Below are 26,332 nucleotides of genomic sequence, written 5' to 3' on the forward strand. Positions count from 1 at the left end.
CATCCTCCCTGCAAAGAGCGGCACGTTTTCGGCTATCGTCACGAGTTCGAAGCATGAACAGGTAACCCCGCGCGAAAGCGCCAGGAGCGGATTTCGCTGACCTAACCAGAATCGAACCTTCAGCGCGGCAATTGGATCATGTTCTCTCTGATCGCAAATGCAGTGCAATTAGGACACTACGTATTGCCTGAGAATTGACGCGCTAGAGTTCAATCGAGATACCGATGCGGCAGGGTTTTGCCGATGGCTGGAAACAGGTCGTGCGTCGAGACCCGCCATTGTTTCGCAAGCTCTTCGAGACTGATCTCGGCATCCCCCGAACGACCGAGGAGGACGACCTCGTCGCCGACCTGAGCGTCCGGCATGTCCGTCAAGTCGACCCGCAGCAGCTCCGAATGAGATGGACCAAGCAGGGGTACCCGCTTTCCCTTTATCAGTGCCACGGCATTCTCCGACATGTGGCGGGGATAGCCATCGCTCCAGCCGAAAGGGATGAGCCCCAGTCGCATATTGGGCCGTCGGCGGAGAAACGGTGCCGGAAAGACGTCGTCGGTCTCCGCGAGTGAGCGCACCATGACGAGACGGCTTTTCAATGCCACCAGCGCGGGCCGCCAGGTCGCCTGCCGCTCCGCGGCCGACTGAAACGGCATGCCAACGACAAGGCGCCCCGGATCCACCGCGTTCAAATCGGCTTCCGGATGGCCCAGCACGATCGCCGAGCTCGACGCCATACGGATCGGAATGGAGAGGCCGGCCGCCTCGATCGCCGCCATGGCCCGCCTGATCCCCTCGAGCTGGGCAAGGGTGTAGGGCTCGTCGTCGAAACCGTAGCTCGTCATCGGATGACCATAAACCCCGGCCAGATGCAGATGACGGCTTCCGGCAATGGCCCGTGCGATGGCCGCCGCCTCATGCGGAAAGGCGCCGGCCCTGAAGCCGCCGCCGTCGATCTTCAGGAAGACCGGCAGACGATGGCGAGCGGCGCGGTCCCAGAGCATGACATCCTCCAGAGTGGAGAGAGTCGGCATCAGCTCCGCCTGTTCCAGGACAGGCGCGCTGTCGGGCAGGCAGGTCGGATAGAGCAGGATCGGCCGTTCGATGCCCGCTGCGCGGCAGGCAAGCGCGCTGTCGATATTGCCAAAGGCGAAGCCGTCGACCCCCTCCGCCTCGGCTCGCCGCGCCACCTCCACGGCACCGCAGCCGCTGGCATCGCCCTTCAGGCATACATAGATCGCGACACCCGGGCCGACCAGGCGGCGCAGCTGGCGCAGATTGTGGGACACGGCGCCGAGATCGATCTCGCACCATGTCGGGCGCAGGAAAGCAGGCATGGATGTGAATTCCCGGATTGAAGAACGTGCGCTCACAGCCGGTTTCCGGCGCGGTAGCGCTGCATGAAGCTGCGCAGGCGTTCGTGATTGGGCGCCTCGAAGATGGCGTCGGGCGTGCCCTTCTCGAGGAGGGCGCCCTCCGCCATGAAGGCGACCGCTGTCGACACCTCGCGGGCGAAAGCCATTTCGTGCGTCACGATCATCATAGTGATGCCGTCGGCGGCGAGGGAGACGATGACGTCCAGCACCTCGCCGACAAGCTCCGGGTCGAGGGCGGACGTCACCTCGTCTAGCAGAAGCAGGCGCGGCTGCATCGTCAGCGCCCGGGCGATGGCCACCCGTTGCTGTTGCCCGCCGGAAAGCTCGGATGGATAGCGGTTGCGCTTGTCGGCAAGGCCAACGCGCTCCAGCAGCGCCAGGGCGCGTTCCCGGACAGGGCCTTCCGCCTCTCCGCGTACCCGGCGCGGAGCCACGGTGAGGTTTTCGAGTATGTCGAGATGCGGGAACAGATTGTAATGCTGGAACACCATGCCGACCTGCGCCCGCAAGGCCGCGACCTCCCGGTCCGCCTTGCGGCGGCGCCGGCCGTCGGGCATCAGCTCGATGCCCACGCTCTCGCCTGCAATGGTGATGAGGCCGCGCTCATAGGTCTCGAGGTAGTTGACGCAGCGCAGCAGCGTCGTCTTGCCCGATCCGCTGGGGCCGATGAGCGACAGAACATCCCCGGCGGCAACGGTAAGGTTCACCTCCTTGAGGACCTCGACCGAGCCGAACGATTTGCCGACACGGTCGATGACGACCAGCGGCGCAGGGGCTTCCCGGAGAACAGGTTCAGACATAGCGCATCTTCTTTTCGACATGGCGCCCGATCTGCGAAATCGAGAAGCAGATCACGAAATAGAACGCGGCGACCGCGAGATAGGCGGGCAGGATTTCCATGGTTCGCTCGCCGATCTCGCGGCCGGCGGCGACGAGTTCCCAGCCGCCAATGGCCGAGACCAGCGATGTGTTCTTCACCGCTACCAGTGCAACGTTCAGGAAGGGCGGGATGCTCAGGCGTCGCGCCTGCGGCAGGACCACGATGGTGAAAAGCTGGACCCGCCGCATGCCCAGAGCCCGGCCGGCATCCCACTGCGTCCTGGGAACGGCCGCCAGGGCCGCTCGGAACACCTCCGCGGCATAGGCGGCGAAATACAGGCCGCCGACCAGCACGACGACGATCCAGAGCGGCAGGTCGATTCCGAGATAAGGCAGGCTGAAATAGCTGCCGATCAGAAGAACGAGGAGCGGCACGCCCCGCACCGTCAGGCCGTAGGCCGCAACGAGCAGGCGCAGGGGCTTCCAGCCATAAAGCCGCAGCACCGCCAGTAGCATGCCCGCAACGGTGGCGACGGCGATCATCCCGAAAGACAGGCCGACCGTCACGAGCGCACCCTGCGCGAGATACGGCCCGGACGACATGAGCATGGCGGCGGTCATTGCGAGGCCCTCACCGGATAGCGCCATTCGGCGAGCTTCAGGAGACCGGCGACGGTGGCGCTGACGGCGAGGTAGATGATGGCGACGGTAGCGAAGGTCTCGTAGGGCGCCGCGCTGCGATCCAGCAGCAGCTTGCCCGCCTGGGTGAGCTCGGCGACCGCGATGGTCGAGGCGACGGAGGTGTCCTTGATGATGATGATGAACTGGTTGCCGAGCGGCGGCAGCACGCGGCGAAGCGCCTGCGGCAGGAGGATGACCCTGAGCGCCATGCCGGGCATCATGCCCAGCGCCAGCGCCGCTTCCCGCTGCCGCGGATGGATTGATTCCAGACCCGCACGGTAGATCTCGCCAATATAGGCGCTGTTCTGGAGCGACATCGCCAGCACGGCGGAGGCAAACGCCGTCATGTGCACCCCGAGCGTCGGCAGGCCGAAATACAGCACGAAGATCTGGACGAGGATGGGCGTGTTGCGCATGACCTCGACGAATGCGGTGCCGAGCCACCGCAGGAGCGCAAGGCGGCTCATTCTCAGGCCGGCGACCACGGCGCCGCCTGCCGTGGCGCCGAGCAGGGCGCCGATGGCGAGGGCGACGGTCATCGCCGCCCCGTCCATCAGCAATGGCGCGTTGTTCTTGATGAAAGCGAGGTCCATGGGCTGACGCTCTCGGGCCCGTCAGTTCTGGTTGAACGGCCGCTGAGGCGGCGGCTCCTTGCCGAACCAGGTCTTGTAGAGAGCGGCATATTCGCCGTAGCGCGAGCCGTTGACATATTCGCGCACGATGGTGTCGAGCGCGAGCCACAGCTGGAAGTCGCCGGGCTTCATGAAGATGGCGTTGTTGTTGATCGTCCCGAGGGAGCCGTCGAGCACGATGAAATCACCGCCGTTGTGGCCGACGAAGAAGTTGGCCGCCGCCGAATCCGCCTGCCAGGCGGTGGAGCGGCCACTCTTCAGCGCCAGTGCGGCTGCGCTGTCGGTGTCGAAGAAGATGGCCTTGGCCTTCGGGGCGTATTTCTTCGCGCGATCCACCATGGCCGCGCTGTTGGTGGAGCCGAGCACGACGTTCTCGCTGTCGAGATCCGCCAGCGCCTTGATCGGCGAGCCCTTGGGCACCACGACGAGCGTGCTGGAATCGATATAGGGGCGGGTGAAGGCGAGGCGCACCGCGCGGTCGGGATAGATGGTGGCGGTGGAAATGCCGAAATCCGCCTTGCCGGAGAGCACCGCCGGGAAACGGCCGTCGACGGTGGTGGTCATCAGCTCGATCTTGTCGGGATCGCCGACCAGCGCCTTGGCCATCAGCCGGGCGAACTCGACCTCGAAGCCGGTGAGCTTGCCATTCTCGTCGATGAAGCCGTTCGGACGGGCCGTCGAGGAGACGGCGACGATCACCTTATCGCGCTTGACGATGGTTTCGAGCCGCGATTCCTCAGCGGAGGCACCCGCGAAACCGAGACCCAATGCCAGGGCGAACAGGCCGCCGGCGAAAGAAGACATGCGGTGAAACATGAGTTTTCCCTCTGGTTATGCGAGAAGGAGACCATGTTGCAGCGCAAATGAAAAACGAATAATCCCGTCACTAAGCATCGCAATCTCCGATGCTCGACTGATGCGACCCACGAATGAGCGAGGGCACGATGCTGCGCGAAATCGAGACCTTCCTGGCAGCTGTCCGCTACGGCACCTTTACCGAGGCCGGCGAGCGCATCGGCCTGACGCAATCGGCCGTCAGCGAGCAAATCCGCCGGCTCGAGGACTTTGTCGGCTATCGTCTGTTCTTCCGGACAGGCCGATCCGCGACGTTGAACGCCGAAGGCCAGGATCTCGTGCCGCTGGCGGATCAGGTGGTGTCGCTCGTCGCCGAGATGCGACGTCGACATGCCGTGTCGGAAATCCGCACGACCTTGCGCGTGGGCACCATCGCCTCGCTCCACAGCGGTCTCATCGCGCGCACCATGCTGGCGTTCCATCGGATCTTTCCCAAGGTCACGCTGCGTTCCATGCGCGGCGAAGATGATCTCCTTGGCCAGGTCGAGCGCGAGGAACTGGATCTCGCCGTCATGATCCAGCCTTCGGGCGAACTGCCGGGCAATGTCGTGTGGCACCACCTTCTCGCGAAGCCGTTCGTGCTCATCGCGCCTGCGGCCGTTGATGTCGCTGACTGGCGCGAGGCGATGATCGGGCAGCCTCTGCTGCGTTATGACCGCTCGACCGTCAGCGGCCGCAAGATCGACGCCTTCCTGGAACGGACGGGCACTGTCGTCGCCGACAACATCTGGATCAACTATCTGGACACGATGATCGCGCTCGTCAGCGAGGGCATGGGCGTTGCGCTGATCCCCCATTCCGATCTGGGCGCGGCCTCGAACCGCATCCGCACCTTTCCTCTCGGCGAGGACACGTTCCATCGCCATATCGGCGCCTTCACCCGGCGCAGCGGCTTCTCGCGGGAGACCGACGCCTTCCTAGCCCTGTTGCGGGAGGAAGCGGACCGGGAGGTCGGCGCGCTGCGGTGACGTCGCTCAGGGCAGGGGTGCGGCAGGGGCGGCGAAGCAGCGCGCCAACTCGTCGGCGAGGAATTGCTGCCGCTCGTTCAGCTTGTAGCCGCGCCGCCAGAACACGACGTAATGATAGACCGCGCTCGGCTCGAACGGGCGCATGATCAGGCCGAAGCGCCCATATTCGCGGGCGATGACCTCGTTGGTGATCGAGATCCCGATGCCGGCGGCGACAAAGCCCGCATCGTGGCCCGTCGCGTCGAACTCCACCGCGATGTTCGGCTCGATGCCCATGTAGCGCAGGGCGTTGATGTTCATCTGATGCGCCGAGAACTGCGGGTCGATGTCGATGAGCGCCTCGTCGGCCAGATCCTCGGCGACCACCAGATCCTTCTGCTCGAAGCGGTGTCCGGGATAGAGCAGGCAGACATTGCGCGCGGTCGCGACCGGCCGCCACTCGAAGACGTTGCCGTCGAGCGGCAGGCGGGAGACGCCGAGATCGGCACGACCGTTGAGAACATGCTCCGCGGTCTGCTGGTAGCTGCCGGAATGCAGATGGACGGAGCAGCCGGGATGATGCGTGCGCAGGGTGCGCAGAGCGCGCGGCAGCAGGTCGAGACAGAAGATGCCGGGCGCTGCGAGCCCCACCGTGGCGGGCTCCTCACCCTTCAGCGCGGCGATCGACTTGCCGACCTTGTCGAGGCTGGCAAAGGCGACCTCGATGTCGCGTAGCAGCTCCCAGGCCTGATGTGTCGGCACCAGCCGGTTCTTCTCACGCAGGAAGAGCGGGAGGCCAAGCGCGGTTTCCAGCTGCTTGATCTGCTGGCTGACGGCCGGCTGGCTCACCTTCAGCAGCCGGGCGGCATAGCGGGCCGATCCGGTCCGCAGGACTTCCCGCAGGATCTGGAGCTGGCGCAGTTTGACGTCGGCGCTGGGCTGGTCAGGCACGGTGTCTACTTTCGCAAGGGCGGTTGGAAAGCATAATCCAGGCTTATCCAGAAAGGGCAAGAAAGCCGCGGCAACTACCCGAGGATGCAGCTCGATGCAGCATTCACGGGTAAGGCGCCGCGCCGGGCGAGGGATATAGGATAAGCCTGGCTTATCGAAATTATTCTCAGCTTATAAATTGACGCATCCCTAGGCAGGGTTGTTTTCTGACCACCGCCGGCCGCTCCCGTACCCAGGCCGGATGGAACATGTAGATGCCGATCGACACCAATTCCACTGGCGGGCATCCCGATAGGACGGGTGTCATTCCCGCATTGCGCGCCGAGAATGTGCACAAGACACTGGGCACCCATCCGGTCCTGCGTGGGGTCAGCCTCGCGGCCTACCCCCATGAAGTGGTTTCCGTGCTCGGCGCCAGCGGCTCGGGCAAGAGCACCTTGCTGCGTTGCCTCAACCTGCTCGAGGTGCCGGATCGCGGCGACATCTGGTTCCGGGACGAGAAGCTCCGCATTCATCCGCCTGCCGGGCGCAACGGTCCGCGCATCGGCGATGCACGCCAGGCGCGACGCGTACGCGCTTCGCTCGGCATGGTGTTCCAGAGCTTCAATCTCTGGCCGCACAAGACCGCCCTGGAGAACGTCATGGAAGGGCCGGTCCATGTGCGCGGCCTCACGCGACGGGCGGCTGTCGAGCGTGCGGAGCACTATCTGCGCAAGGTGGGGCTGATCGAGCGGTGCGGCCATTACCCGCGTCACCTGTCCGGCGGCCAGCAGCAAAGGGTCGCCATTGCCCGCGCGCTCGCCATGGAACCGGAGGCGCTGCTGTTCGACGAGCCGACCTCGGCACTTGATCCGGAGCTGACCGGCGAGGTGCTGCGCACGATCCGAAATCTCGCCGAGGAGGGGCGGACCATGATCCTCGTGACGCACGAACTGTCTTTCGCACGCGAGGTCTCCAGCCGCGTCGCCTTCATGCAGGGTGGGCGGATCGAAGAAGAGGGCCCGCCCGAGGAGGTGCTGTCACGTCCGGCTTCCCCGGGGCTGCGCCGCTTTCTCGATCCGGTCTGTTGACATGGCGTTCGTCATGGAAGGTTTTCAGGAACAGTTCCTGCGTGGGCTGGAAACGACGGTGTTGGTGGCAGCCGTCAGCGGCGCATTCGGCATGCTGGTGGGGCTCGCCGGAGCCGCGGCAAAACTGTCGCGCTTCCGGGCGTTGCGAGCGCTCGCGGATGCCTACACCACCATCGTGCGCGGCGTGCCGGAACTGCTGGTCATTCTTCTCGTCTATTTCGGCGGCACCGCCGCGCTAAGCGCGCTTCTTGGCTCCTATATCGAGGTCAGCGCGCTATGGGCCGGCATCTTCAGCCTGACGGTGGTGTTCGGCGCCTATGCCACAGAGGTCTTCCGCGGCGCGATCCAGGCCATTCCGCGCGGGCAGACTGAGGCTGCGCTGTCCATCGGGCTGGCGCCCTGGCAGGCGTGGCTGCTGGTGATCCTGCCCCAGATGGCGCGGATCGCGCTTCCCGCCCTCTGCAATCTCTGGATCTCGCTGCTCAAGGACACGTCGCTGGTCTCGATTGTCGGCCTCTCCGACATCATGCGCATCGCCTTTGTCGGCGCCGGGTCGATGCGCGATCCCCTGACCTTCTACCTCGCCGCCTCGGCACTCTACCTGATGCTCACCAGCGTCTCGCTACTGACGTTCCGCCTTGTCGAGCGCCGCATGCTCGCCCCGGTATATTGAGGGCTGCCCTATGGATATCGCACTCATCATAGAGAGCATCGTGACGCTGCTGGGTGGTGTCGTGCTGACGCTGGAGTTGACCGTCCTGTCGCTCGTCATCGGCTTCGCGGTGTCCGTGCCGCTGGCCTTCATGCGGGCCTCGCGCTCAAAATGGCTTTCGTTGCCGGTGCTCGCCTACACCTATGTCTTCCGTGGCACGCCGCTGCTGGTGCAGCTGTTTCTCATCTATTACGGGCTCAGCCAGCTCGCTTTCGTGCGCGAGAGCTTCCTGTGGCTGTTCTTCCGCGACCCGTTCTACTGCGCGCTGCTCGCCTTCTCGCTCAATAGTGCCGCCTACACGATCGAGGTGTTCCGGGGCGGCATCCAGGCCGTGCCGCCGGGCATGGTCGAAGCGGCCCAGGCGATCGGCCTGTCACCCACCAAGATCCGCCTGAGGATCGTGTTCCCGCTCGCCTTCCGTACGGTGCTGCCGTCCTACGCCAACGAGGTGGTCGGCATGATCAAGGCGAGCTCCCTCGCCAGTACGGTGACCCTGCTGGAGATCACCGGGCTGGCACGCAAGCTGGTATCGGAGACCTTTGCTCCCTACGAGGTCTTCATCGCGGCCGGGGCGATCTATCTCGGCCTGACCTTCCTCGCCTCACGGCTGTTTAACCTGATCGAACTTCATCTCTCCGGAGCGCCCCCCGACAAGGAACGCCGGCCGTGGCTCCTGAGGGTCCGGCAGGCGCTCTGAGAGACGAAGCCGTCACCGCGTCAATCCCCTCGACACGAACCGCTGTCACCGGCGGCCGGATTCGCATGTCCTTTCCAGAGGAGAAACTCATGAAAAATGTCATTCTTGCCCTTACCCTGGCCGCAACGATCGGGATGGCGCCGGCCCTGGCGCAGGATTCTCTCAAGGTCACCATCGCGACCGAGGGGTCCTCCCCGCCCTGGAACTCGACCGACGCGACCGGCAAGCTCATCGGCTTCGACGTCGACCTCGGCAATGAGCTGTGCCGCCGCATGGGCGCGACATGCACCTTCGTCGCGCAGGACTGGGACGGCATCATTCCCGCCCTCACGGTCGGCAAGTACGACGCCATCATGGCGGCGATGTCGATCACCGAGAGGCGCAAGAAGTCGATCGACTTCTCGTTGCCTTATGCGGTGGGCTTCAACCAGATCGTCATGCGCAAGGGCCTCGGCCTGCCGCCGACCGATGCCAAGGCGAAACTGAACCTCACCCACATCGATGTTCCAAAGCAGGCGACGCTCGACACGTTGCGCACCGCCCTCAGCGGACGGACGCTGGGCGTGCTGCGCTCGTCCAATTCCGAAGTCGTGATGAACGAGCTGTTCGGCAAGGTCGCGACCATCCGCAGCTATGACACCAACGAGAACATGACCATGGATCTGGCGGCCGGCCGGATCGACGGCACGCTGGCGGACTATTTCGTCCTCAAGACCTTCCTTGAAAGCAAGGATGGCGGCGTGGCCGAGTTCTACGGCCCCATGCTCAATGGCGGTACCTGGGGGCCGGGCGCGGGCATCGGCATTCGCAAGACGGACTCGCAGCTGAAAGCGGCCTTCGATAAGGCGATCGAGAGCGCCAATCAGGACGGCACCATCAAGGTCCTGACCGAGAAGTGGTTCGGCATGGACATGTCACCACCCAAGTGACCCTCCGGAAAGTCGCGGCGATGCGCCTTGCGCATTGTCGCGGCCCTCTCTGTCTTGATCTCTCGAAAGAACCTCAGCCATGTCCAAGCCGTTCACCCTTGCCGTGACAGGCCAGTCCCTCATCCATCACGATGTCCGTAACGTCGTCGAGCCTGGCTTCGCCCCCGTGGTCGAAACCCTCCGGCGTGCCGATGTCGCGTTCACCAATTTCGAGGGCTGCATCTCTGGCCGCCATGGTGGCTGGCCGCTCAAGGGCTTCTATTTCGGGTCGTCGGGGTCGGAGATGCTCGATGCCCTGAAAGCCATAGGCTTCAACACGCTGTCCCTGTCTAACAATCACGCCTTCGATCTTGGACCTTCCGGCATCCTGTCGACGCTGGAGGAGGTGCGCTCCCGCGATTTTCTCCACGCGGGCATCGGCATCGACCGGGCCGACGCGTTGCGCCCGGGCCTGGCGCAGCTTGGTGGTCGGCAGGTCGCGCTGGTTGCCATGGATGCCGGGCCCGGTCCAGATACAATGTATGCCGGCGATGCAGGGGAGGATCGCCCTTCGCGCCCCGGCGTCAACCGGCTCGACGTGAAGCGGATCTTCGAGGTCGAGACCTCCCGGTTCGAGGACCTGCAGGAGATTCAGCACCTCTTCGAGAGTTCGCCGCTCGAGCGGGCCAATTACGCGCAGCCCCATGATCGCCCACGCGTTGCCGCGAACGAAATCGACTTCTGGGGTACCATCTTCCGCGAGGCCGCCGCGCCATGCCGCCGCATCGTCGTGGATGAGCAGAGCGCCCAGGCCCAGCTCGACGCCATCCGCCATGCGGCGTCCGTGGGCGCCTTCGTCATCGCCTATCTGCATCAGCATCATTGGGAGCCCAACTGGCAGAACGTGCCATCCTGGGTCGCCGACTTCGCGCATCGCTGCGTCGATGCGGGGGCGGGCGCCTTCATCGGGCACGGTGCCCCCGTGCTCCAGGCCATCGAGATCTACAAGGGCGCGCCGCTGTTCTACGGTCTCGGCAACTTCCTGTTTCACCTGAAGGAGGGGCAGAGCGAGTGGAGCCCGCCCGAGGTATGGAAGAGCGTCGTTGCCACCTGCCACTTCGACGGCGAGGGGCGGCTTGGTTCCATCGATCTCCTCCCCGTCGTGCTCGGGGGCGAACGCCGTCTCGGGAGCGATGATTATCACAGCCGGTGGCTACCGATCGCGGCGCGCGGCGATCTTGGCCGCTCGATTCTCAACGATCTTCGGCTGAGGTCATCGCTTTATGGTACAATTATCGATGTCGAGAGCAGGCGGATCACAGCATCATCGTGCCCCATCCTGGCGTCTACGACATCACCCTCTACCAGTAGCGCTCGCATCGCCACATGAGGCGAATGCGTAAGAGTTATTCGCCATTGTGGCGTCGAGGCTTCCTCCGGGACATTCGCGAAAGCGGACACTGCTCCGGTGCCTGTAAGCGGACCTAACACGGCACTTGGGTTTCCCGAGATCCGCTGAAAGCGATCGTTTATTGCCGAGGGAAGGCCTGATGGTGCTCGGCGCTTTGTCTCGGCTCACGCCAGCACTCTAACGGCGCGCCTGCCCGGCATAGCCGAGGATCGCGCGCACTTCGGGTAGCATGTAGTAGGCGCCTGCGATCAGCTGCAGCAAAGCTTGCAGCGCGATCGGATCGTCCTTCTCGATCTCTCGGACAAAGTCCTCGGCATGGCGGTCGCGCGCCCGTGCGACGAGTACGCGTACCGTAGGCAGAAGGTCCGGTCGCGAGGCCAGCGCCCGATCGATGGGCGCATCGCACAAGGCGACCTCGGAGGCGGATGGCATATCTCCCGAACGCGGCACCAGGACATCGGCGAGCCGTGCCAGCACCCTTCGCTCGTCGGGCATCAGTACGTGCGACGTCGCCTTCATCGGGGCTGCCCCCGTGTGGCGATCAGGTATTCCACCGCGCGCAGGGCGAGGGCGGCGATCGTCGCCGCCGGATTGGCGCAGGATCCGGTGACAAGGATGCTGCCATCCACGATGTGCAGTCCCGGTACGTCGTGCGAGGCGCCGAAGCGGTCAACCACCGAGGTCGCCGGGTCGTCCCCCATCCGGCACGTCCCGAGCGGATGCCATCCATAGTTCGGCAGCAGCGGCACGGAGAGCGTGCGGCTTGCTCCCGACGCCTGCAGCGACTCCTCCGCCCGAGCAAGGTTGAAGGCAAGCATTGCCCGGGAATTTTCCGACAGCCTGTAGCGAAGGATCGGGATTGGATTCCCGTCGATATCGAGCTTCGCGGGATCGATATCGACCCGGTTTGCTTCCTCAGGCAGATCTTCACAGATGATGCCCCAGACACCGCTTCGGCCGAGCCAGGCGTCGACGTGCCGGTGCAGCGCTTCGCCCCACAGCGATTCGTTCGGCCAGGGGAACAGGGCGGCGCCGAGCGGTCCGCCGGAGGGACCGAGGTTCCACTTCGCTCCCCGGACGAAGCCGGCATCGGCGCGGGTCGCGGCGAATTCCAGCGAATAGACCGTCTGGCCCCAGTGCCCCTGCCAGCTTTCCAGGGGCTCGTCGAAAAGCCCTACGGCCCGGCTGAACGGGTGCAGCATCAGCCGTTTGCCAACCAGCCCGGAACTGTTGGCGAGACCGTTCGGGAACAGGGCAGAGCGGGAGGCCAGCAGCAGCCGGGCGGTTCCGATGGCGTTGCCGGCGAGTATGACCGTACGGGCGCGCGCCTTGCGCTCGACACCGTCCGCGCCCTTGAACACGGCGCCGTCCGCCCGTCCGTGCGCGTCGAGCGTCACGCGGGCGACGCGCACGCCGGTGACCAGCCGGGCGCCGCGCGCCTCGGCGACGGGCCAGTGGGTGATGTCGACGCTGGTCTTGGCCCCGACGGGGCAGCCCTGCCCGCACACGCCAAGCTGAACGCAGGGCTGGCGCCCCTGATAGGGTCGGCTGGTGATGGCATTCGAGCCGGGCCAGCAGTGCCAGCCAAGCTTCACATGTCCCTCCATGACCTTGCGGCCGATGGGAGACAGCGGCAGCGCTTCCATCGGATAGTCGGGCTGGGGTGGCATCGCCGGATCGCCGTTGCGGCCGGACACGCCGAAATCGACGTCGATCCGGTCGTAGAAGGGCGCAAGCTCCTCGTAGGAAAGCGGCCAGTCGTCGCCGACACCGTCGGTCGAATAGGTGCGAAAGTCGGATGGCATGAAGCGCATCCATTGCGCGCCGTAGAGCACGGTGCCGCCACCGACGCCATTGTACATCATCGGCTTGATGTCGGAGCGGCCGTCGTCGATGAGATAATCGCCGGGGCCGCGGCGAATATTCGGGCTCGCGCTCCACGGGCCGAAGGACGTCAATTCCCAGTCGTCCTGCTCGCCCCTGTAGGCGGCAGGATCGGGTCGTGGTCCCTGCTCAAGGCACAGGACGTCCACGCCGGCTTCCGCCAGTCGCCGGGCGACCACGCCTCCCGAGAGCCCGGCACCGACGATCAGCACCTCGGCGGTGAGAGCGTCGCGGTCGAGCGGATCAGCGTTCACGCCACTTCCTCATCGACGCCTTCATTGCCGATCATGCTCAGGAACCGGCGCGTGCGCTCCTTCCCGGGCTTGTCGAGCACGTCGGCGGGCACTCCTTCCTCGACGATGCTGCCTTCATCGAAGAATACCACGCGGTCAGCCACCTCGCGCGCGAAGCGGATCTCGTGGGTGACGATGATCATGGTCATGCCGGCCTCGGCGAGGGCGCGCATCACGTTCAACACCTCGCCGACCAGTTCGGGATCGAGCGCGGATGTCGGCTCGTCGAACAGCATGAGGCGTGGCTTGACCGCGAGCGCGCGAGCAATGGCGACACGTTGCTGCTGGCCGCCTGACAGATGCTGCGGCAGATGGTCGGCGTGACTGGACAGTCCGACCGCCGCAAGGAGCCGGCGCGCCAGCGCCTCCGCCTCGGCGCGCGGCACGCCATGGACCCGGACCGGCGCTTCCATGATGTTTTCGAGCGCCGTCAGATTGGCGAACAGGTTGAACGACTGGAACACCATGCTGACGCCGACCTCCGCGCGCGCCCTGGCGCGGCCGGAAGTTGGCCTGAGCCGGCCGTTCTCCTTCACATAGCCGACATAGCGGCCGCCGACGCGGATCTCGCCCTGGTCCATGGATTCGAGATGGTTGACGAGGCGCAAGAGCGTCGACTTGCCCGATCCGCTAGGCCCGATCACCGCGACGACCTCACCGGGCTTCACGTTGAAGCTGATGCCCTTGAGCACATCGCGCTCGCCATAGGCCTTCCAGACATTGGCGCATTGCAGGAACGGCTCGTCCGACGCCGCGGGGGACGCCACCGGAATGAGCTCGCGCACCGCCTCGACGCGCGAGGCTTTCGTCGCGCGGGCCGGCGTGGCGGCAGGGGCGGGACTGGCCGTTCTGCGCCCCAAGCCCAGCAATCCGCGCCCGCCGGCCTGCTGGCGCCGTTCCGGGTCGAGCGAGCGCTCGAGCAGCATCTGGGCGATGGAGATGATGCTGGTGAGCAGCAGATAGATGAGCCCGGCGCCGGCGAAGACGGTGAAGAACTTGAAATTCTCGCCGACGATCTGCTGGGCGCGGAAGGTCAGTTCGTTGACGAAGATGACGGAGGCCACCGACGTCATCTTCAGCATGCCGATCGTGTCGTTGGCGAGCGCCGGAAGGATGGCGCGCATGGCCTGCGGCAGCACGATGCGTCGCAAGGTCAGCATGGGACCCATGCCGAGCGAGGAAGCCGCCACCGCCTGCTGCGGGTTGACCGACAGGATGCCGCCGCGAATGATTTCCGCCGAGAAGGCGGCCTGATTGAGCGAGAAGCCGATGACGGCCGTGGTGAAGCTGTCGAATTTGAGCCCGATCAGTGGCAGCGCATCGAAGATGAACACCAGTTGCAGGAGCAGCGGCGTTCCGCGCATGACCCAGATATAGACCCAGGCAATACCGCTGATCAGACGGTATTCGCTTATGCGCATCAGGGCGAGAACGAGACCGAAGGCAAGCCCGATCACCATCGACACGACGGTGATCTGGAGGGCGAGAACAGCGCCAGCCCAAAGGAAATCGGATGTGAAATAGCTGAGGACTTCGGTCGCCCACTCCATCGGATCACTCCCAGGAGAAACATGAAAGCGCACCGCGAACCGGCGACCTCGGGGAGGCCGCCGGGCGATCGCGCGTAGGGATCCGCTCTGGCCGATCAGTTGGTCTTGAGTTCGGCCGGAAGTTCAAGGGCGGGATCGACGCCGTACTTCTTGAACACTTCCTGCTGGCCGCCGGAGGCCTGCACCGCCTTCAGTCCGTCAAGCAGCGCCTGCGCGAGCGCGGCGTTTCCCTTCTTCACCGCGGTGCCGATCTGGAAACCGCTGATGATGCCGTAGGCGCGCTCATAGACCGTCGGGTTGTCGGCAACCGTGCGGTCGACGAGCGCGAGGTCGGTCAACATGATGTCGGCCCGGTTGTTGGCGACGAGGCGGAAGCCCGCGGCGTGATCGGGATAGGTCATCACCGTCACGGTTTCCTTGCCACCGGCGACGCACTTGCCGCCGAGTTCCTTCATCTGCGCCTCTTCCACCGTGCCGAGGCCGACCGCGACGGTCTTGCCGCACAGATCGTCGTTCGACTTGATGTTCTTCGGGTTGCCCTTCTGGGTGATCGCGCCGGTGCCGGCCTTCATGTAGACGACGAAATCAGCCTGCTGTACCCGCTTGGCGTTGTAGTAGATGTAGAACATCAGATCCATCTGCCCGGCCACGACCGCGGGGAAGATGCCCGACCAGGCGGCCGGCCGGATCTCGTATTTCACGCCGATGCAGTCGAAGACCTTCTTGGCGAGATCGATGTCGGAACCGACGAGAGTGTTGGTCTTCGGATCGAGGAAGGCATAGGGCGGGGTCTGGCCGTCGGCACCCATCAGCAGGGTCTTGCCGGCGAGTTCCGGATATTTCTGGGCGACCTTTTCAGGTTCGCATTTCGGCGCGTCGGCAAGAACCGGCGCGCTGACCAGCGCGATCGATGCGGCGATGGCAAGGCTTAGCACAGACGAACGCATAGCTGTTCTCCATGAGAAATATCAACTGAAAGTTGTAATTATTGGGACGTTGTCTCGCCGTGACGCCGGTTCTCCGCCGGCCTGTAAGGCGATTCTCTCGCCTATTTCTCCGATCGGCCGGGCCGGGCCGAAGGGTGCATAAACCGCTCGACCGGGGCCGAAGCGCCGTTCGGATTGTAGGATACGGACAGTATGTGTGCGTCGTCCCTGCTCGTACAGACGTACACATGCTTCATACTGCTGTCGAAATAGGCGCTTTCACCCGGTCCGACGCGAAAAGGTGCGTATTGGTCCGTGTGAATTTCAATTTCACCCGCGATCACATAGACGAATTCTTCACCTTCATGCTGGTTCCAGTCCGCGAATTCGTCCGAGGAGCGCGCCGTTATCCACATCTCCAGCGGGATCATGTTCTTGCGGGAGATTTCGGTCGAATGGGCGAGATAGGCGTACTGCTCCGTCGAAAACGGCACGCCCTGGCCGCGGGCGGTCTGGGTCTTGCGGCCGCTGACCGTGGGCTTCAGCCCCGGTGTGACGAACTGCTCTATGGCGATGCCGAGCCCGTCGCAGAGCCGGATCACCACGTCGAAGGAGGGCGACACCTCGCCCCGCTCGATCTTCGAGAGGTTGGAGACAGAGACGCCGGTGCGCTGTGCAACCTCGGCCAGCGTCAGCTCGCCATCCTGCCGCACCAGTTTCAGCCGCTCGCCCACAGCGTTCGTGCCGACAGAGGTCCTCTGCAATTGCGGCTTTGTCATCGATCTGCTCACGCCTCTCGCCCGGTCACGTCATGCACGATGAGAAGATAATTTCACCAACAGGAAAAAATCAACTTGATTTCTCGCATGGGAAATAATTTTCATATCAGAGAGAAATCGCAGTTGCCCCAGCGAGGAGAGTTCGCGTGAAGATCAAGGCCGTGGAAGCCGTCCCGTTCGCATTGCCCATCCGGCGGCGCTTTCGTTGGAATGGCCTCGATCAGGAGCTCGGTGAATTCGTGCTCGTCCGCGTTGTTTCCGATACGGGAATCGTTGGCTATGGCGAGGCGACCCCGCTTGCCAGCTGGGGGGGCGAGCATGGCCGGCACGGCGGCGAGACCCTGTTCACCGTCCGCCACATGGTTGAAGCGGTGATTGGTCCTCATCTCATCGGCCGGGACCCGACGGCGATCGGCACCCTCATCCCGCTCATGGACGAGCTGGCGATCGGCCATACCTACGCGAAATGCGCGATTGAAATGGCGCTGCACGATCTGTGGGGCAAGGCGGTCGGCCTTCCCGTCCATCGCCTGCTCGGCGGCGTCGTGCGGCCGGGCGTCGTCGTCGCCCATATGGTCGGGCTCATGGACGTGGGAGAGGCGATCACCGAGGCGGAAGCCGCCAGCGCCGATGGCATCAAGGCTCTGCAGATCAAGGGCGGGCAGGATGCCGAGCGCGACATCGAACTCATGCACGAGTTGCGCCGCCGGCTGCCCGGCATGCGCCTGCGCCTTGATGCCAACCAGGGCTACAAGCCGCTCAAGGTAGCCTTCGACGTGTCGCGGCGCCTTGAGGGCGCGGGAATCGACTACATCGAGCAGCCTGTCGCCGGCCTGTCCGATATCGCTCGCGTGACGGCGGAGAGCCGCGTGAAGATCATTGCCGACGAGAGCTGCTGGTCGCCGCGCGATGCGCTCGATCTCGTCGCCGCGCGAGGCGCCGATGCGATCTCCATCTATCTCGCCAAGGCCGGTGGCCTGCGCCGCGCGGGTGATGTCGCCGCCATTGCGGAGGCGGCCGGTCTCCCCTGCGACGTCAACGGCTCCATCGAATCCGCCATCGGCAATGCCGCCAACCTGGCCTTTGCGCTGTCGGCGCGCGCGGTCTGCCTTCCCGCCGTCATCCCCATCTCGGCGCCGGCCGGTACCCACCCGTGCAAGATCGGCGGGCACTATTTCGAGGACGATGTCATATCCACGCCCTTCCCCTTTGCCGACGGCATGCTGCTGCCGCTGGAGGCCCCCGGCCTCGGCATCGAGGTGGACGAGGCCAAGGTTCGGAAGTACGCGCTGTGAACACGCCGATCGCATCGAGCGCCAATGGCACTTTCCGGCTCGCTGTCGACATTGGCGGCACCTTTACCGATGTGGTGCTGCTGGCGCCTGACGGCCGCCTCTCCACGACCAAGGTCCCCTCGACGCCGGCCGACTATGCGAGGGGTGTCATCGAGGGCTGTCGGCAGATTCTCATGCGGGAGAATGTGGCCGCCTCGGACGTCGCCGAGATGCTGCACGCCTCCACGGTCGCCACCAACGCCATACTGGAGGGCAAGGGCGCGCGTACCGCGCTCGTCACCACGGAAGGCTTTCGCGACGTGCTGGAGCTGCGGCGCATCCGCGTGCCACGGCTGTACGAGCCGCTCTACCGCAAGCCGCCACCCCTCGTGCCGCGCCGCCATCGCTTCGAGGTGGCCGAGCGCGTCGGCCCGCGCGGCGAGGTGCTGCGTGCGCTGGACGAGGCTGCCTTCCAGGGGATCGCCGGCCAGATCGAGGCGGCCGGGATCGAGGCGGTCGCCGTCTGCTTCCTGCATTCATACGCCAACCCGGACCATGAACGCCGCGCCGGCGAACTGTTGCGCGCGCTGCTGCCGGGTTGCTTCGTGACGCTCTCGGTCGATGTGCTGCCGGAGATCCGCGAGTACGAGCGCACCAGCACCACCGTCATCAACGCCTATGTCGCGCCGCCGGTCAGCCGCTATCTGACCTCGCTGCGCGCCGGACTGGACAAGGAAGGCATCACCGCGCCCCTCTTCATGATGCAGTCCTCCGGCGGCATTCTCGATCTCGAAACCGTGCTGCAACGCCCTGCACTCGTCGTGGAGAGCGGTCCGGCGGCCGGCGTCATCGGCGCCGGCTATGTCGGACGGCGCGCCGGCTTCGACAACATCATCGCCCTCGATGTCGGCGGCACGACCGCGAAGGCTTCGGTGGTCGAGCGAGGGCGCTACCTCACCACGGACGAATATGAAGTGGGCGGCGGCATCTCGCTGTCGAGCCGCCTCGTGAAGGGCGGTGGCTACGCGCTACGCCTGCCGGTCATCGACGTGTCGGAGGTTGGCACGGGCGGCGGCAGCATCGTCCGCCTCAACGCCGCCGGCAACATCAGCGTCGGCCCACAGAGTGCTGGAGCAAGACCGGGGCCCGTCGCCTATGGACAAGGCGGCGTCGAGCCAACGGTCACCGATGCCAATGTGGCACTTGGATATCTCAACCCGGTGGCCATTGCCGACGGCACGGTGGCGATCGACCTCGCCGCCGCGCGCGCCTCGATCGAGCGCGAGGTGGCCAGCCCGCTCGGCCGATCCGTCGAGGAGGCCTCCTACGGCGTTCTCGCCATCGCCAATGCGCTCATGGCCCGCTCGGTGCGTTCGGTCACCACGTCGCGGGGGCGCGACCCGCGCGACTTCGCCCTGCTTGCCTTTGGCGGCGGCGGTGGCCTGCATGCGGTGGGTCTCGCCGCTTCGCTCGGCATGCGCCGCGTGATCATTCCGCCCGCTGCCGGCGTGTTCAGTGCTTTCGGTCTTCTCTATTCGGAGGTCGAATTCGCGCAGTCCCAGGGGTTTCTCACCCAGCTCGATGCCGCCGATCCCGCAGCGCTGGAGAGCGCCTTCTCCGTGCTGGAGGCCAGTGTGCTGCGGCATCTCGGACGGCCGGCCGACACGGTCCGGCTGCGCCGGCGGCTCGACCTGCGCTATGCCGGCCAGGCGTTCGAACTCGCCGTCGATATGCCGGAGGGCGCTTTCGACGCCGCCATGCGCGACACCCTCGCCGCCGCGTTCGATGAGGAGCACGCGCGCACCTACGGCCATAGCCTGCCGCGCGCCTATCCGCGCGAGGTCGTGACGCTGCGCGTGATCGGAACGGTCATCACCGAGCGGCCGGAGAGCCATCTCGCGGCGCGTGCGGCGCAGGGTCCCGCCGCGACGCGCCCGGCCTATTTCGGCGACGGGGGCTGGCTGGACGCGCGCATCGTCGAGCGCCATGGCCTTGCAACGCCGCTTGACGGCCCGCTCATCGTCGAGGAGCCGGACGCGACCATCATTGTTCCGCCCGGTTGGACCGCGAGCCTCGACGACCGGCTCAACATACTGATCGACCAGACCGTGGAGTTGCCGGCATGAGTGACGCGACCGCGAAAATGGGGAGCGAGACCACCGATCCGCTCCTGCTGGAAGTCATCCGCAACGGCCTCGACACCGTCGCCGACGAGATGGCGCTGATCCTGATGCGCACCGCCTATTCGGCGATCATCCGCGATTCCATGGACTATTCGACGGCGGTCTGCGACGCCGAAGGCGAAATCGTCGGCCAGGGCCTGACCACGCCGATGCATCTGGGCAGCTTCCACGATGCGATGCGCCACCTGATTCGCGAATATGACGGCGATATCCGCGAGGGCGACATCTTCATCGGCAACGACCCCTATCTCGCCAGCGGCCAGCACCTGCCGGACATCTACATCATCAAGCCGTTCTTCCATAAGCAGCGGCTGGAGGGCTGGGCCACCACCATCGCCCACCATGTCGATGTCGGCGGGCTCGTGCCCGGGTCCAACTCCATAGGCGCGACCGAGATCTACCAGGAGGGCCTGCGCCTGCCCTTCCTCAAGCTGCGCGAGGACGGTGTCGACGATCCGAAGATCTGGCGCATCGTCGAGGCCAATGTGCGTGTTCCGCACCTCGTGCTCGGCGACCTGCGCGCGCAGGTCGCGGCAGCGGAAGCCGGCGTGCGTGGCCTCGAGGAACTGTACACGCGCTTCGGCGCCGACGGCACGCGGCAGGCGCTCGTCGATCTGCACGACCTCGCCGAGCGCATGGCGCGCCACCACATCGCCGCCATTCCCGATGGCGTTTATCGGTTCACCGATCACATAGACGGCCTCGGCGACCACCCCGAGCCCATCGTGCTCAACGTCGCCCTGACGGTGAGCGGCGACACCATCGTGGCCGACTGGGAGGGCACGGCGGCGCAGGTGAAGGGCGGCATCAACGCGCCGCTGTCGTTCACCAAGTCGAACGTCTATGCCGCGCTGCGTTCGGTGATGCCGCAGGAAATGCCGAACTGTCATGGCTACACCCGGCCGATCACCGTCCGCGCGCCGGAGGGGACGCTGGTGAACTGCACGTTGCCGGCGCCCTGCGGCGCGCGCGGCATCACGGGCTACCGTATCATCGACTGCATCTTCGGCGCCCTGGCGCCGGCCTTGCCCGACCGGGTGACCGCGGACGGTGCTGGCGGCTCGACCCTGCCGACCTTCGCCGGGCGGCATGAGGGGAGGCCGTTCGTGTTCTCCGAGTGCATCATGGGAACGTGGGGCGCCAGTCGCGACGAGGACGGGCAGGACGGCGTGCCGCATATGGGTTCCAATCAGTCCAACGTCCCCGTCGAGATGATCGAGGCCGACTACCCGCTCCGCATCGAATATTACGGGTTGGTGCCCGACACCGGCGGCATTGGCCGGCGGCGCGGCGGCCTTGCGCTACGCCGCGACTACCGCGTGCTCACCGACGACTGCTTTCTCGGCGTGCGCTCGGACAAGCGAACCTTCGCGCCGCATGGGCTGTTTGGCGGCGGGGAGGGAACGCCCTCGATGAACCTCGTCACCGATGGAAACGCGCGCACGGTGCTGCCGGTCCTGCCGACCGCGCCGCTGACGCTCCGCAAGGGCGCGCTGTTCAGCCACGTCATGGCGGGTGGCGGCGGATTTGGCGATCCGCTGGAGCGCGAACCGGAACGCGTGCGCGACGACGTCCTGGACGGCCGTCTTTCGCGCGAGGCGGCACTGCGCGACTATGCGGTTGTGCTCACGCCCGCGCACGCCATCGACTGGGACGCGACCCGCGCGGCCAGAGCGGAACGGGAGTGCGTGTCATAGCCACCATCCTCATAGCGGGCGGCGCGACCGGCATCGGACGCGCGAGCATGCGCGCCTTCCGAGCCCGGGGCGACGATGTGTTCCTGGTCGATATCAACCAGGCGGAGGCGGAGGCGGCCTGCCGCGAACCCGGCGCGGGCAGAGCGCGGGCGCTCGTGGGCGATCTCACGGACCCCGCTCTGCCCAAGGCTGCCGTCGCGGCCGCGCTGGAGGCTTTTGGCGCCCTCGACACGGTTTTCGTGAACGCCGGGCTGCTGCGTGCGGCCGCGCTCGCGGACTGGACGCTCGCCGACTGGCAGGCCAGCCTGGCGGTGAACCTTACCGCGCCGTTCCTGTTCGCGCAGGCGGCGGCGCCGGCGCTGAGGGGCTCGCCCAATCCGAGCCTTCTCTTCACGTCGTCGACCGGCGCGCTGCGCGGGCACGCCGGCATGCCCGCCTATCATGCGACCAAGGCCGGGCTCGTCGGGCTGTGCCGCAGCCTCGCCGACGAGCTCTCGCCCGAGGGCATCCGCGTGAACTGCCTGCTGCCGGGATGGGTGGATACGCCTTTCAACAGCCCGTTCTGGTCGCACCAGTCGGACCAGCGAGCGGCTGAGCGCCACCTCGTCGCGGGAATTCCGCTGCGCCGGCAGGGAACGGCGGAGGAGCTCGCCGCCACCGTGCTGTTTCTCGCCTCGCCCGCCGCCGCCTACATCACCGGTGCCTCGCTGGTGGTCGACGGTGGCTATACCGCCGTCTGAACCGCCGAGAGTTTTCCATGCGCATCGCCGACCCGTTCTCCTCGCAGCAGCGTCCGGTCCTGTTCGGCAATCGCGGGGCCGTCGCCGCGGCGCATCCGTTGGCGGTCACGGCTGCCACCGAGATGCTGACGGCCGGCGGTTCGGCCGTGGATGCCGCGATTGCGGCGCAGGCCGTGCTGTGCGTGCTGTCGCCCGACAATTGCGGCCTTGGCGGTGATCAGCTCTGCCTGGTGCGCACCGGCGTCGGCACGGTGACGGCGGTCAACGGCACGGGAGCCGCTCCTGCCGCGATGAACCGCGCCGATACGGATGGTGGAAACAGCGTCACCGTTCCCGGCATCGTTGGTGCTTGGGTGGAGATGAGCCGCCTGTGGGGACGGCTGCCGCTTGGCCGCATCCTGCTGCCGGCCATCCGGCTGGCACAGGACGGCCTGCTGGTAAGCGAGGATCTCGCGCGCACCTTCCGTCAGTATGAGGCACGGCTGTTACGAGGCGGTGCGCAGGACTGGGCCCTGCGTACGGCGCCGGCCGGGACGCGCCAGCCCCAGCCGGAACTGGCGCGCCTGCTCGTGGACATCGGCCAAAGCGGGCACGACGCATTCTACTCCGGTGCGATGGCCGAGGCGGTCTGCGGCGCCATCGCGCGGAATGCCGGCGCGATGAGCCTCGCGGATCTCGCCAGACATGCGAGCGCGGTCACCCCACCGATGACCACGGACTGGCGCGGCAGTCGGCTGCATGTCCAACCTCCCATCTCGCAAGGGGTCCTGCTTTCCATGGTGCTGGCCGCCGAGGAGAAACTCGACGCTCTGACGCCGGAGCTTCGCGACCATGCCGGCATCGAGCTGACCGCGAGCAGCTTCGCCTTCCGTGATCGCGCAGGCGAAGGCGCCGCATTGCTGCAGGAGCGCCTTGCCTTTGATGCCGAGAGGGCAAGCGGCCGGACCGGGCCGCGTGCCTATCTCCACACGGCGGGCGTGGCGGTTGCCGACCGCGACGGCCTCGTCGTGTCCTCGCTCATCAGCGTGTTCGACAGCTTCGGTTCGGCCGTGTTCGTGCCCGAGGGCGGCTTCACGCTGAACAACCGGGCGGCGGGCTTCACCGTCGCGCCGAATGACAGCGCCGGCGGCAAGCGTCCGATCCACACATTGGCCCCGGCGCTGCTGGAGACGGCCGACGGATGCCTCGCGCTCGCGACCCCCGGTGCCGATGGACAGGTGCAGACGCTGACCCAGGTCCTCACCCACGTCATTGTCGAGGATGACGACGTGGCGACCGCCATCGCCCGTCCCCGCTGGCGCAGCCAGGACGGCAAGCTTCTGGTGGAATGCGCGCATCCTCATCTTGAGCACCTTGCCAGCAAAGGCCACGACGTCGCCCTGACGCAGGACGGCGACCTCCGTTTCGGCGCGGTGGTCTGCGCCGGCATGCGGGATGGCCAGCCGTTCTGTTGCGCCGACTGGCGACGCGAGACCTGGGCCGGAGCAGCCTGAAGGATCGCGGCATGCTCGGCTCCCTCGATTTGTCGTAGCTGCGCCGATAGGAGAAGTTGGCTGGGCGTCAAGTCGCGGACGTTCGGCTTCGACCAATCGGGCGGGGCCGCCTATCATGCGGCCAAGCATGGCGTCACCGGTCTCACCAAAAAGTGCGGGTTCTGAATAGGCGCACCCCGCGCATGGGGGTGCGCTTCTCATCAGGCCGGTACGCCGTTGCCTCAGGAAAGCTTGAAGGGGAGCTGCCGCAACGGCTTGCCCGTCAATCGAGAGATGGCATTGGCGAAGGCCGGCGCCAAAGGCGGCAGGCCAGGCTCGCCCATGCCCGTGGGCGGCTCGGCGCTCGGCACGATATGAATGTCGAAGGCCGGAGCGCTCGATATCCGTGCCACGGTGAAGTCGCCGAAATTGCTTTGCTCGACCTCGCCGTCCTTCAGCGTGATCGCAGACCCGTCCAGACACATGGACAGACCCATGACCGCCGCGCCCTGGACCTGCGCCTCGATGGTGCGCGGATTGACCGGAAGGTTGCAATGGACGCCTGCGGTGACCTTGTGCAGGACCGGCTGACCATCCGTGACCGATGCCTCCACGACATAAGCCACTACGGAATCGAATGATTCATGGACGGCGACACCCCAGGCTCGCCCTTCGGGCAGGGAGGTCTTTCCGTAGCCACTCTTGTCAACGGCGAGCTGCAGGGCGTCGCGATGCCGGGGATGATCGTTGCCGAACATCTGCATGCGATAAGTGACGGGATCTTGCTGGGTGGCGCGCGCAATCTCGTCCAACAGGGTCTCCATCACATAGGCGGTGTGCGTGGAGCCGACGCTGCGCCACCAAAGAACTGGCACGTTGAGCTTCGGATGGTGAACCGTCAGGCGCATGGGAAGCGGATAGGGATCACGCATGCCTTCCGTGGCAGTGCCGTCGACGCCGTCCTTCACCTGGAATGGGCCGAACACGGTGCCCGTGGTGATCGATTGACCGACGATAACGTGGTCCCAGGCCAGCACCTTGCCCTTCTCGTCGAAACCGATCTGCGCGCGATGCAGGTGCATGGGCCGGTAATAGCCGCCGCGGATATCATCCTCGCGGCTCCACAATGTGCGAACCGGCGCATTGAGGCCGATTGCTCGCGCGGCTTTGGCTATCGTGCACGCCTCGACGACGGTGTCGCTGGTGCTTGAAAAGCGTCGGCCGAACCCGCCGCCAGCCATTTGGACGTTGAGAACGACTTGTTCCGGCTTAAGGCCAAGGGCGGTAGCTGCAGCATTGGCATCAAGGCCCGCGCATTGGCTACCGACCCAGATCTCGGCCCGATCGTCAGCCAGCTGCACCGTGCAGTTCAGCGGTTCCATCGCGGCATGGGCGAGATAAGGAAACACGAACTCGGCCTCGAGCTTCCTCGGTGCCGATGCGAGCGGCGCCATATCCGCGTCGAGCTTGCGCGGCCCCGGCTGCGTGGCCAGTTCGCGATACTGGGCAAGCTGGCGCTCGCTATCGACCTTCTCGATCGTGGCCGTGTCCCACTCGAGCGTCAGCGCGTCGCGTCCTTGCGTGGCCTGCCAATACCCATCCGCCACCACAGCGACGCCCTCGGCGCCACCATCGAGCGGAACCCGCAGGACCGCCCGCACGCCCTTGACGGCGCGAGCGGCATTGTCATCGATGGATGCCAGTCGGCCGCCGAACACGGGCGGCCGAGCCACGACGGCGGTCAGTTGACCCGGCAGGCGCATATCAATGCCAAAACTCTGCCGTCCGCTGCTCTTGGCAGGCGCATCCAGCCGCGGCGTGGCGCGCCCAATGATGCGGAAATCCTTGGGGTTCTTGATCTGCACGGTTTCGGGCACGGGCAGCGCCATGGCGGCATCGGCAAGCTCGCCATATCCTGCCTGCCGGCCATCAGGACCGATTACCTGTCCAGCCTCGGTCCGCAGGGTGGCGACGTCGACCTTCCAACGTTCCGCCGCCGCCCTCAGCAGCATCGCCCGGGCGCGGGCACCGAGCTCGCGATACTGGGTGAAGCTGTTCTTGATGGTGTGGGAGCCCCCGGTCAGGTGGATGCCGAATAGCGGGTCGGCGTACGCCATGTCGTTCGTGCCGTTGCGAGCCCGCACCAGGCTCCAGTCGGCATCAAGCTCCTCTGCCAGGATCATCGGCAGCGCCGTATTCACCCCCTGGCCAAACTCAAGCCGGTTAATGGTGACGGTGACCTCTCCATTGCTGGCAATCTGTACGAAAGCCGAGGGCTGCTGCGTCGGCTTCAGTCCGGCGGCGGCAGTGCCAGCCGTCTCGCTCAAAGCCGCATAGGGATAGGCGCCAAGCGCCAGGCCTGTGGCCCCCATCAGCTTCAGGAAGCTGCGACGGGGCAGGGACCGAGAGGTCGCGAGGCTGCGCTCCAGCATGCGCTGAGCCACACGCGGCAGGTCGCTATAATCGATATTGGGCAGCATA

The 26,332-nt window shown here is 65.8% G+C and carries 23 protein-coding genes; 11 read left to right on the forward strand and 12 right to left on the reverse strand.

The genetic code is table 11. The features are described 5' to 3' along the window. Positions 1-209: 209 nt before the first annotated feature. The 5 genes from alr to AC1RU4_RS19600 are packed head-to-tail and all read right to left on the reverse strand — an operon-like array spanning position 210 to position 4,306. On the reverse strand, positions 210-1,331 hold the full coding sequence (alr, locus tag AC1RU4_RS19580) for an alanine racemase (RefSeq protein ID WP_492892805.1): 1,122 nt from the start codon (positions 1,329-1,331) through the stop codon (positions 210-212). Between the two features lie 32 nt (positions 1,332-1,363). Then, positions 1,364-2,170 carry an amino acid ABC transporter ATP-binding protein gene (locus AC1RU4_RS19585; RefSeq protein ID WP_492892806.1) on the reverse strand — a complete coding sequence of 269 codons (807 nt, stop codon included), beginning with the start codon at positions 2,168-2,170 and terminating at the stop codon, positions 1,364-1,366. Continuing rightward, on the reverse strand, positions 2,163-2,810 hold the full coding sequence (locus AC1RU4_RS19590) for an amino acid ABC transporter permease (RefSeq protein WP_492892807.1): 648 nt from the start codon (positions 2,808-2,810) through the stop codon (positions 2,163-2,165). The genes AC1RU4_RS19585 and AC1RU4_RS19590 overlap by 8 nt, the downstream gene beginning before the upstream one ends. Next, on the reverse strand, positions 2,807-3,463 hold the full coding sequence (locus AC1RU4_RS19595; protein ID WP_492892808.1) for an amino acid ABC transporter permease: 657 nt from the start codon (positions 3,461-3,463) through the stop codon (positions 2,807-2,809). Before AC1RU4_RS19595 ends, AC1RU4_RS19590 begins: the two co-directional genes overlap by 4 nt. A 21-nt stretch (positions 3,464-3,484) precedes the next feature. After that, a complete protein-coding gene (locus tag AC1RU4_RS19600; RefSeq protein ID WP_492892809.1) occupies positions 3,485-4,306 on the reverse strand; it encodes an ABC transporter substrate-binding protein in 822 nt (273 codons plus the stop codon). A gap of 125 nt (positions 4,307-4,431) precedes the next feature. Here AC1RU4_RS19600 and AC1RU4_RS19605 point away from each other — a divergent pair, with 125 nt between their 5' ends. Further along, positions 4,432-5,325 (forward strand): LysR family transcriptional regulator, encoded by an 894-nt coding sequence (locus AC1RU4_RS19605; RefSeq protein WP_492892810.1) that lies wholly within the window; start codon positions 4,432-4,434, stop codon positions 5,323-5,325. Positions 5,326-5,331: 6 nt separating this feature from the next. Here the strand turns inward: AC1RU4_RS19605 and AC1RU4_RS19610 are convergent, their stop codons facing one another. Further along, positions 5,332-6,255, reverse strand: a complete 924-nt coding sequence (locus AC1RU4_RS19610; protein WP_492892811.1) for a LysR family transcriptional regulator — start codon at positions 6,253-6,255, stop codon at positions 5,332-5,334. Between the two features lie 254 nt (positions 6,256-6,509). On the opposite strand from AC1RU4_RS19610, the gene AC1RU4_RS19615 reads away from it, so the two are divergent. From AC1RU4_RS19615 to AC1RU4_RS19635, 5 genes are all read left to right on the forward strand, one after another. Continuing rightward, complete coding sequence (locus tag AC1RU4_RS19615; protein ID WP_492892812.1) at positions 6,510-7,325, forward strand: ABC transporter ATP-binding protein; 816 nt, start codon at positions 6,510-6,512, stop codon at positions 7,323-7,325. A 13-nt stretch (positions 7,326-7,338) separates the two neighbouring features. Then, the gene (locus AC1RU4_RS19620) at positions 7,339-7,998 is read left to right on the forward strand and encodes an ABC transporter permease (RefSeq protein WP_492892841.1); all 660 of its coding nucleotides are present in this window, start codon (positions 7,339-7,341) and stop codon (positions 7,996-7,998) included. A gap of 10 nt (positions 7,999-8,008) precedes the next feature. Further along, positions 8,009-8,734 carry an ABC transporter permease gene (locus tag AC1RU4_RS19625; protein WP_492892813.1) on the forward strand — a complete coding sequence of 242 codons (726 nt, stop codon included), beginning with the start codon at positions 8,009-8,011 and terminating at the stop codon, positions 8,732-8,734. An 89-nt stretch (positions 8,735-8,823) separates the two neighbouring features. Next, positions 8,824-9,663 carry a transporter substrate-binding domain-containing protein gene (locus tag AC1RU4_RS19630; protein WP_492892842.1) on the forward strand — a complete coding sequence of 280 codons (840 nt, stop codon included), beginning with the start codon at positions 8,824-8,826 and terminating at the stop codon, positions 9,661-9,663. 79 nt (positions 9,664-9,742) lie between these two features. Further along, positions 9,743-11,032 carry a CapA family protein gene (locus tag AC1RU4_RS19635; RefSeq protein ID WP_492892814.1) on the forward strand — a complete coding sequence of 430 codons (1,290 nt, stop codon included), beginning with the start codon at positions 9,743-9,745 and terminating at the stop codon, positions 11,030-11,032. Positions 11,033-11,230: 198 nt separating this feature from the next. Here AC1RU4_RS19635 and AC1RU4_RS19640 read toward each other — a convergent pair whose 3' ends face one another. The 5 genes from AC1RU4_RS19640 to AC1RU4_RS19660 form a co-directional block, all read right to left on the reverse strand. Next, a complete protein-coding gene (locus tag AC1RU4_RS19640; RefSeq protein ID WP_492892815.1) occupies positions 11,231-11,572 on the reverse strand; it encodes a gluconate 2-dehydrogenase subunit 3 family protein in 342 nt (113 codons plus the stop codon). Beyond that, positions 11,569-13,191, reverse strand: coding sequence for a GMC family oxidoreductase (locus AC1RU4_RS19645; protein WP_492892816.1), 1,623 nt, complete (start codon positions 13,189-13,191; stop codon positions 11,569-11,571). The genes AC1RU4_RS19640 and AC1RU4_RS19645 overlap by 4 nt, the downstream gene beginning before the upstream one ends. Next, positions 13,188-14,780, reverse strand: coding sequence for an amino acid ABC transporter permease/ATP-binding protein (locus AC1RU4_RS19650; protein WP_492892817.1), 1,593 nt, complete (start codon positions 14,778-14,780; stop codon positions 13,188-13,190). The genes AC1RU4_RS19645 and AC1RU4_RS19650 overlap by 4 nt, the downstream gene beginning before the upstream one ends. Before the next feature lie 95 nt (positions 14,781-14,875). Next, on the reverse strand, positions 14,876-15,727 hold the full coding sequence (locus AC1RU4_RS19655; RefSeq protein ID WP_492892819.1) for an ABC transporter substrate-binding protein: 852 nt from the start codon (positions 15,725-15,727) through the stop codon (positions 14,876-14,878). A gap of 101 nt (positions 15,728-15,828) precedes the next feature. Beyond that, positions 15,829-16,485 (reverse strand): helix-turn-helix domain-containing protein, encoded by a 657-nt coding sequence (locus AC1RU4_RS19660; protein WP_492892820.1) that lies wholly within the window; start codon positions 16,483-16,485, stop codon positions 15,829-15,831. A 146-nt stretch (positions 16,486-16,631) separates the two neighbouring features. Here AC1RU4_RS19660 and AC1RU4_RS19665 point away from each other — a divergent pair, with 146 nt between their 5' ends. From AC1RU4_RS19665 to AC1RU4_RS19685, 5 genes are read left to right on the forward strand one after another with little or no spacing between them, the layout of a single operon-like run. Further along, positions 16,632-17,780, forward strand: coding sequence for a mandelate racemase/muconate lactonizing enzyme family protein (locus AC1RU4_RS19665; RefSeq protein ID WP_492892821.1), 1,149 nt, complete (start codon positions 16,632-16,634; stop codon positions 17,778-17,780). After that, the gene (locus AC1RU4_RS19670; protein ID WP_492892822.1) at positions 17,777-19,885 is read left to right on the forward strand and encodes a hydantoinase/oxoprolinase family protein; all 2,109 of its coding nucleotides are present in this window, start codon (positions 17,777-17,779) and stop codon (positions 19,883-19,885) included. Before AC1RU4_RS19665 ends, AC1RU4_RS19670 begins: the two co-directional genes overlap by 4 nt. Beyond that, positions 19,882-21,639 carry a hydantoinase B/oxoprolinase family protein gene (locus AC1RU4_RS19675; protein ID WP_492892823.1) on the forward strand — a complete coding sequence of 586 codons (1,758 nt, stop codon included), beginning with the start codon at positions 19,882-19,884 and terminating at the stop codon, positions 21,637-21,639. Before AC1RU4_RS19670 ends, AC1RU4_RS19675 begins: the two co-directional genes overlap by 4 nt. Next, positions 21,627-22,379, forward strand: a complete 753-nt coding sequence (locus AC1RU4_RS19680) for an SDR family NAD(P)-dependent oxidoreductase (protein ID WP_492892824.1) — start codon at positions 21,627-21,629, stop codon at positions 22,377-22,379. Before AC1RU4_RS19675 ends, AC1RU4_RS19680 begins: the two co-directional genes overlap by 13 nt. A gap of 17 nt (positions 22,380-22,396) precedes the next feature. Beyond that, positions 22,397-23,872 carry a gamma-glutamyltransferase gene (locus tag AC1RU4_RS19685; RefSeq protein ID WP_492892826.1) on the forward strand — a complete coding sequence of 492 codons (1,476 nt, stop codon included), beginning with the start codon at positions 22,397-22,399 and terminating at the stop codon, positions 23,870-23,872. A 221-nt stretch (positions 23,873-24,093) separates the two neighbouring features. Here the strand turns inward: AC1RU4_RS19685 and AC1RU4_RS19690 are convergent, their stop codons facing one another. Further along, positions 24,094-26,331, reverse strand: coding sequence for a xanthine dehydrogenase family protein molybdopterin-binding subunit (locus AC1RU4_RS19690; protein ID WP_492892827.1), 2,238 nt, complete (start codon positions 26,329-26,331; stop codon positions 24,094-24,096). Position 26,332: the final 1 nt, after the last annotated feature.

It is taken from the genome of Ancylobacter sp. GW821-FHT10E12, from assembly GCF_058809335.1.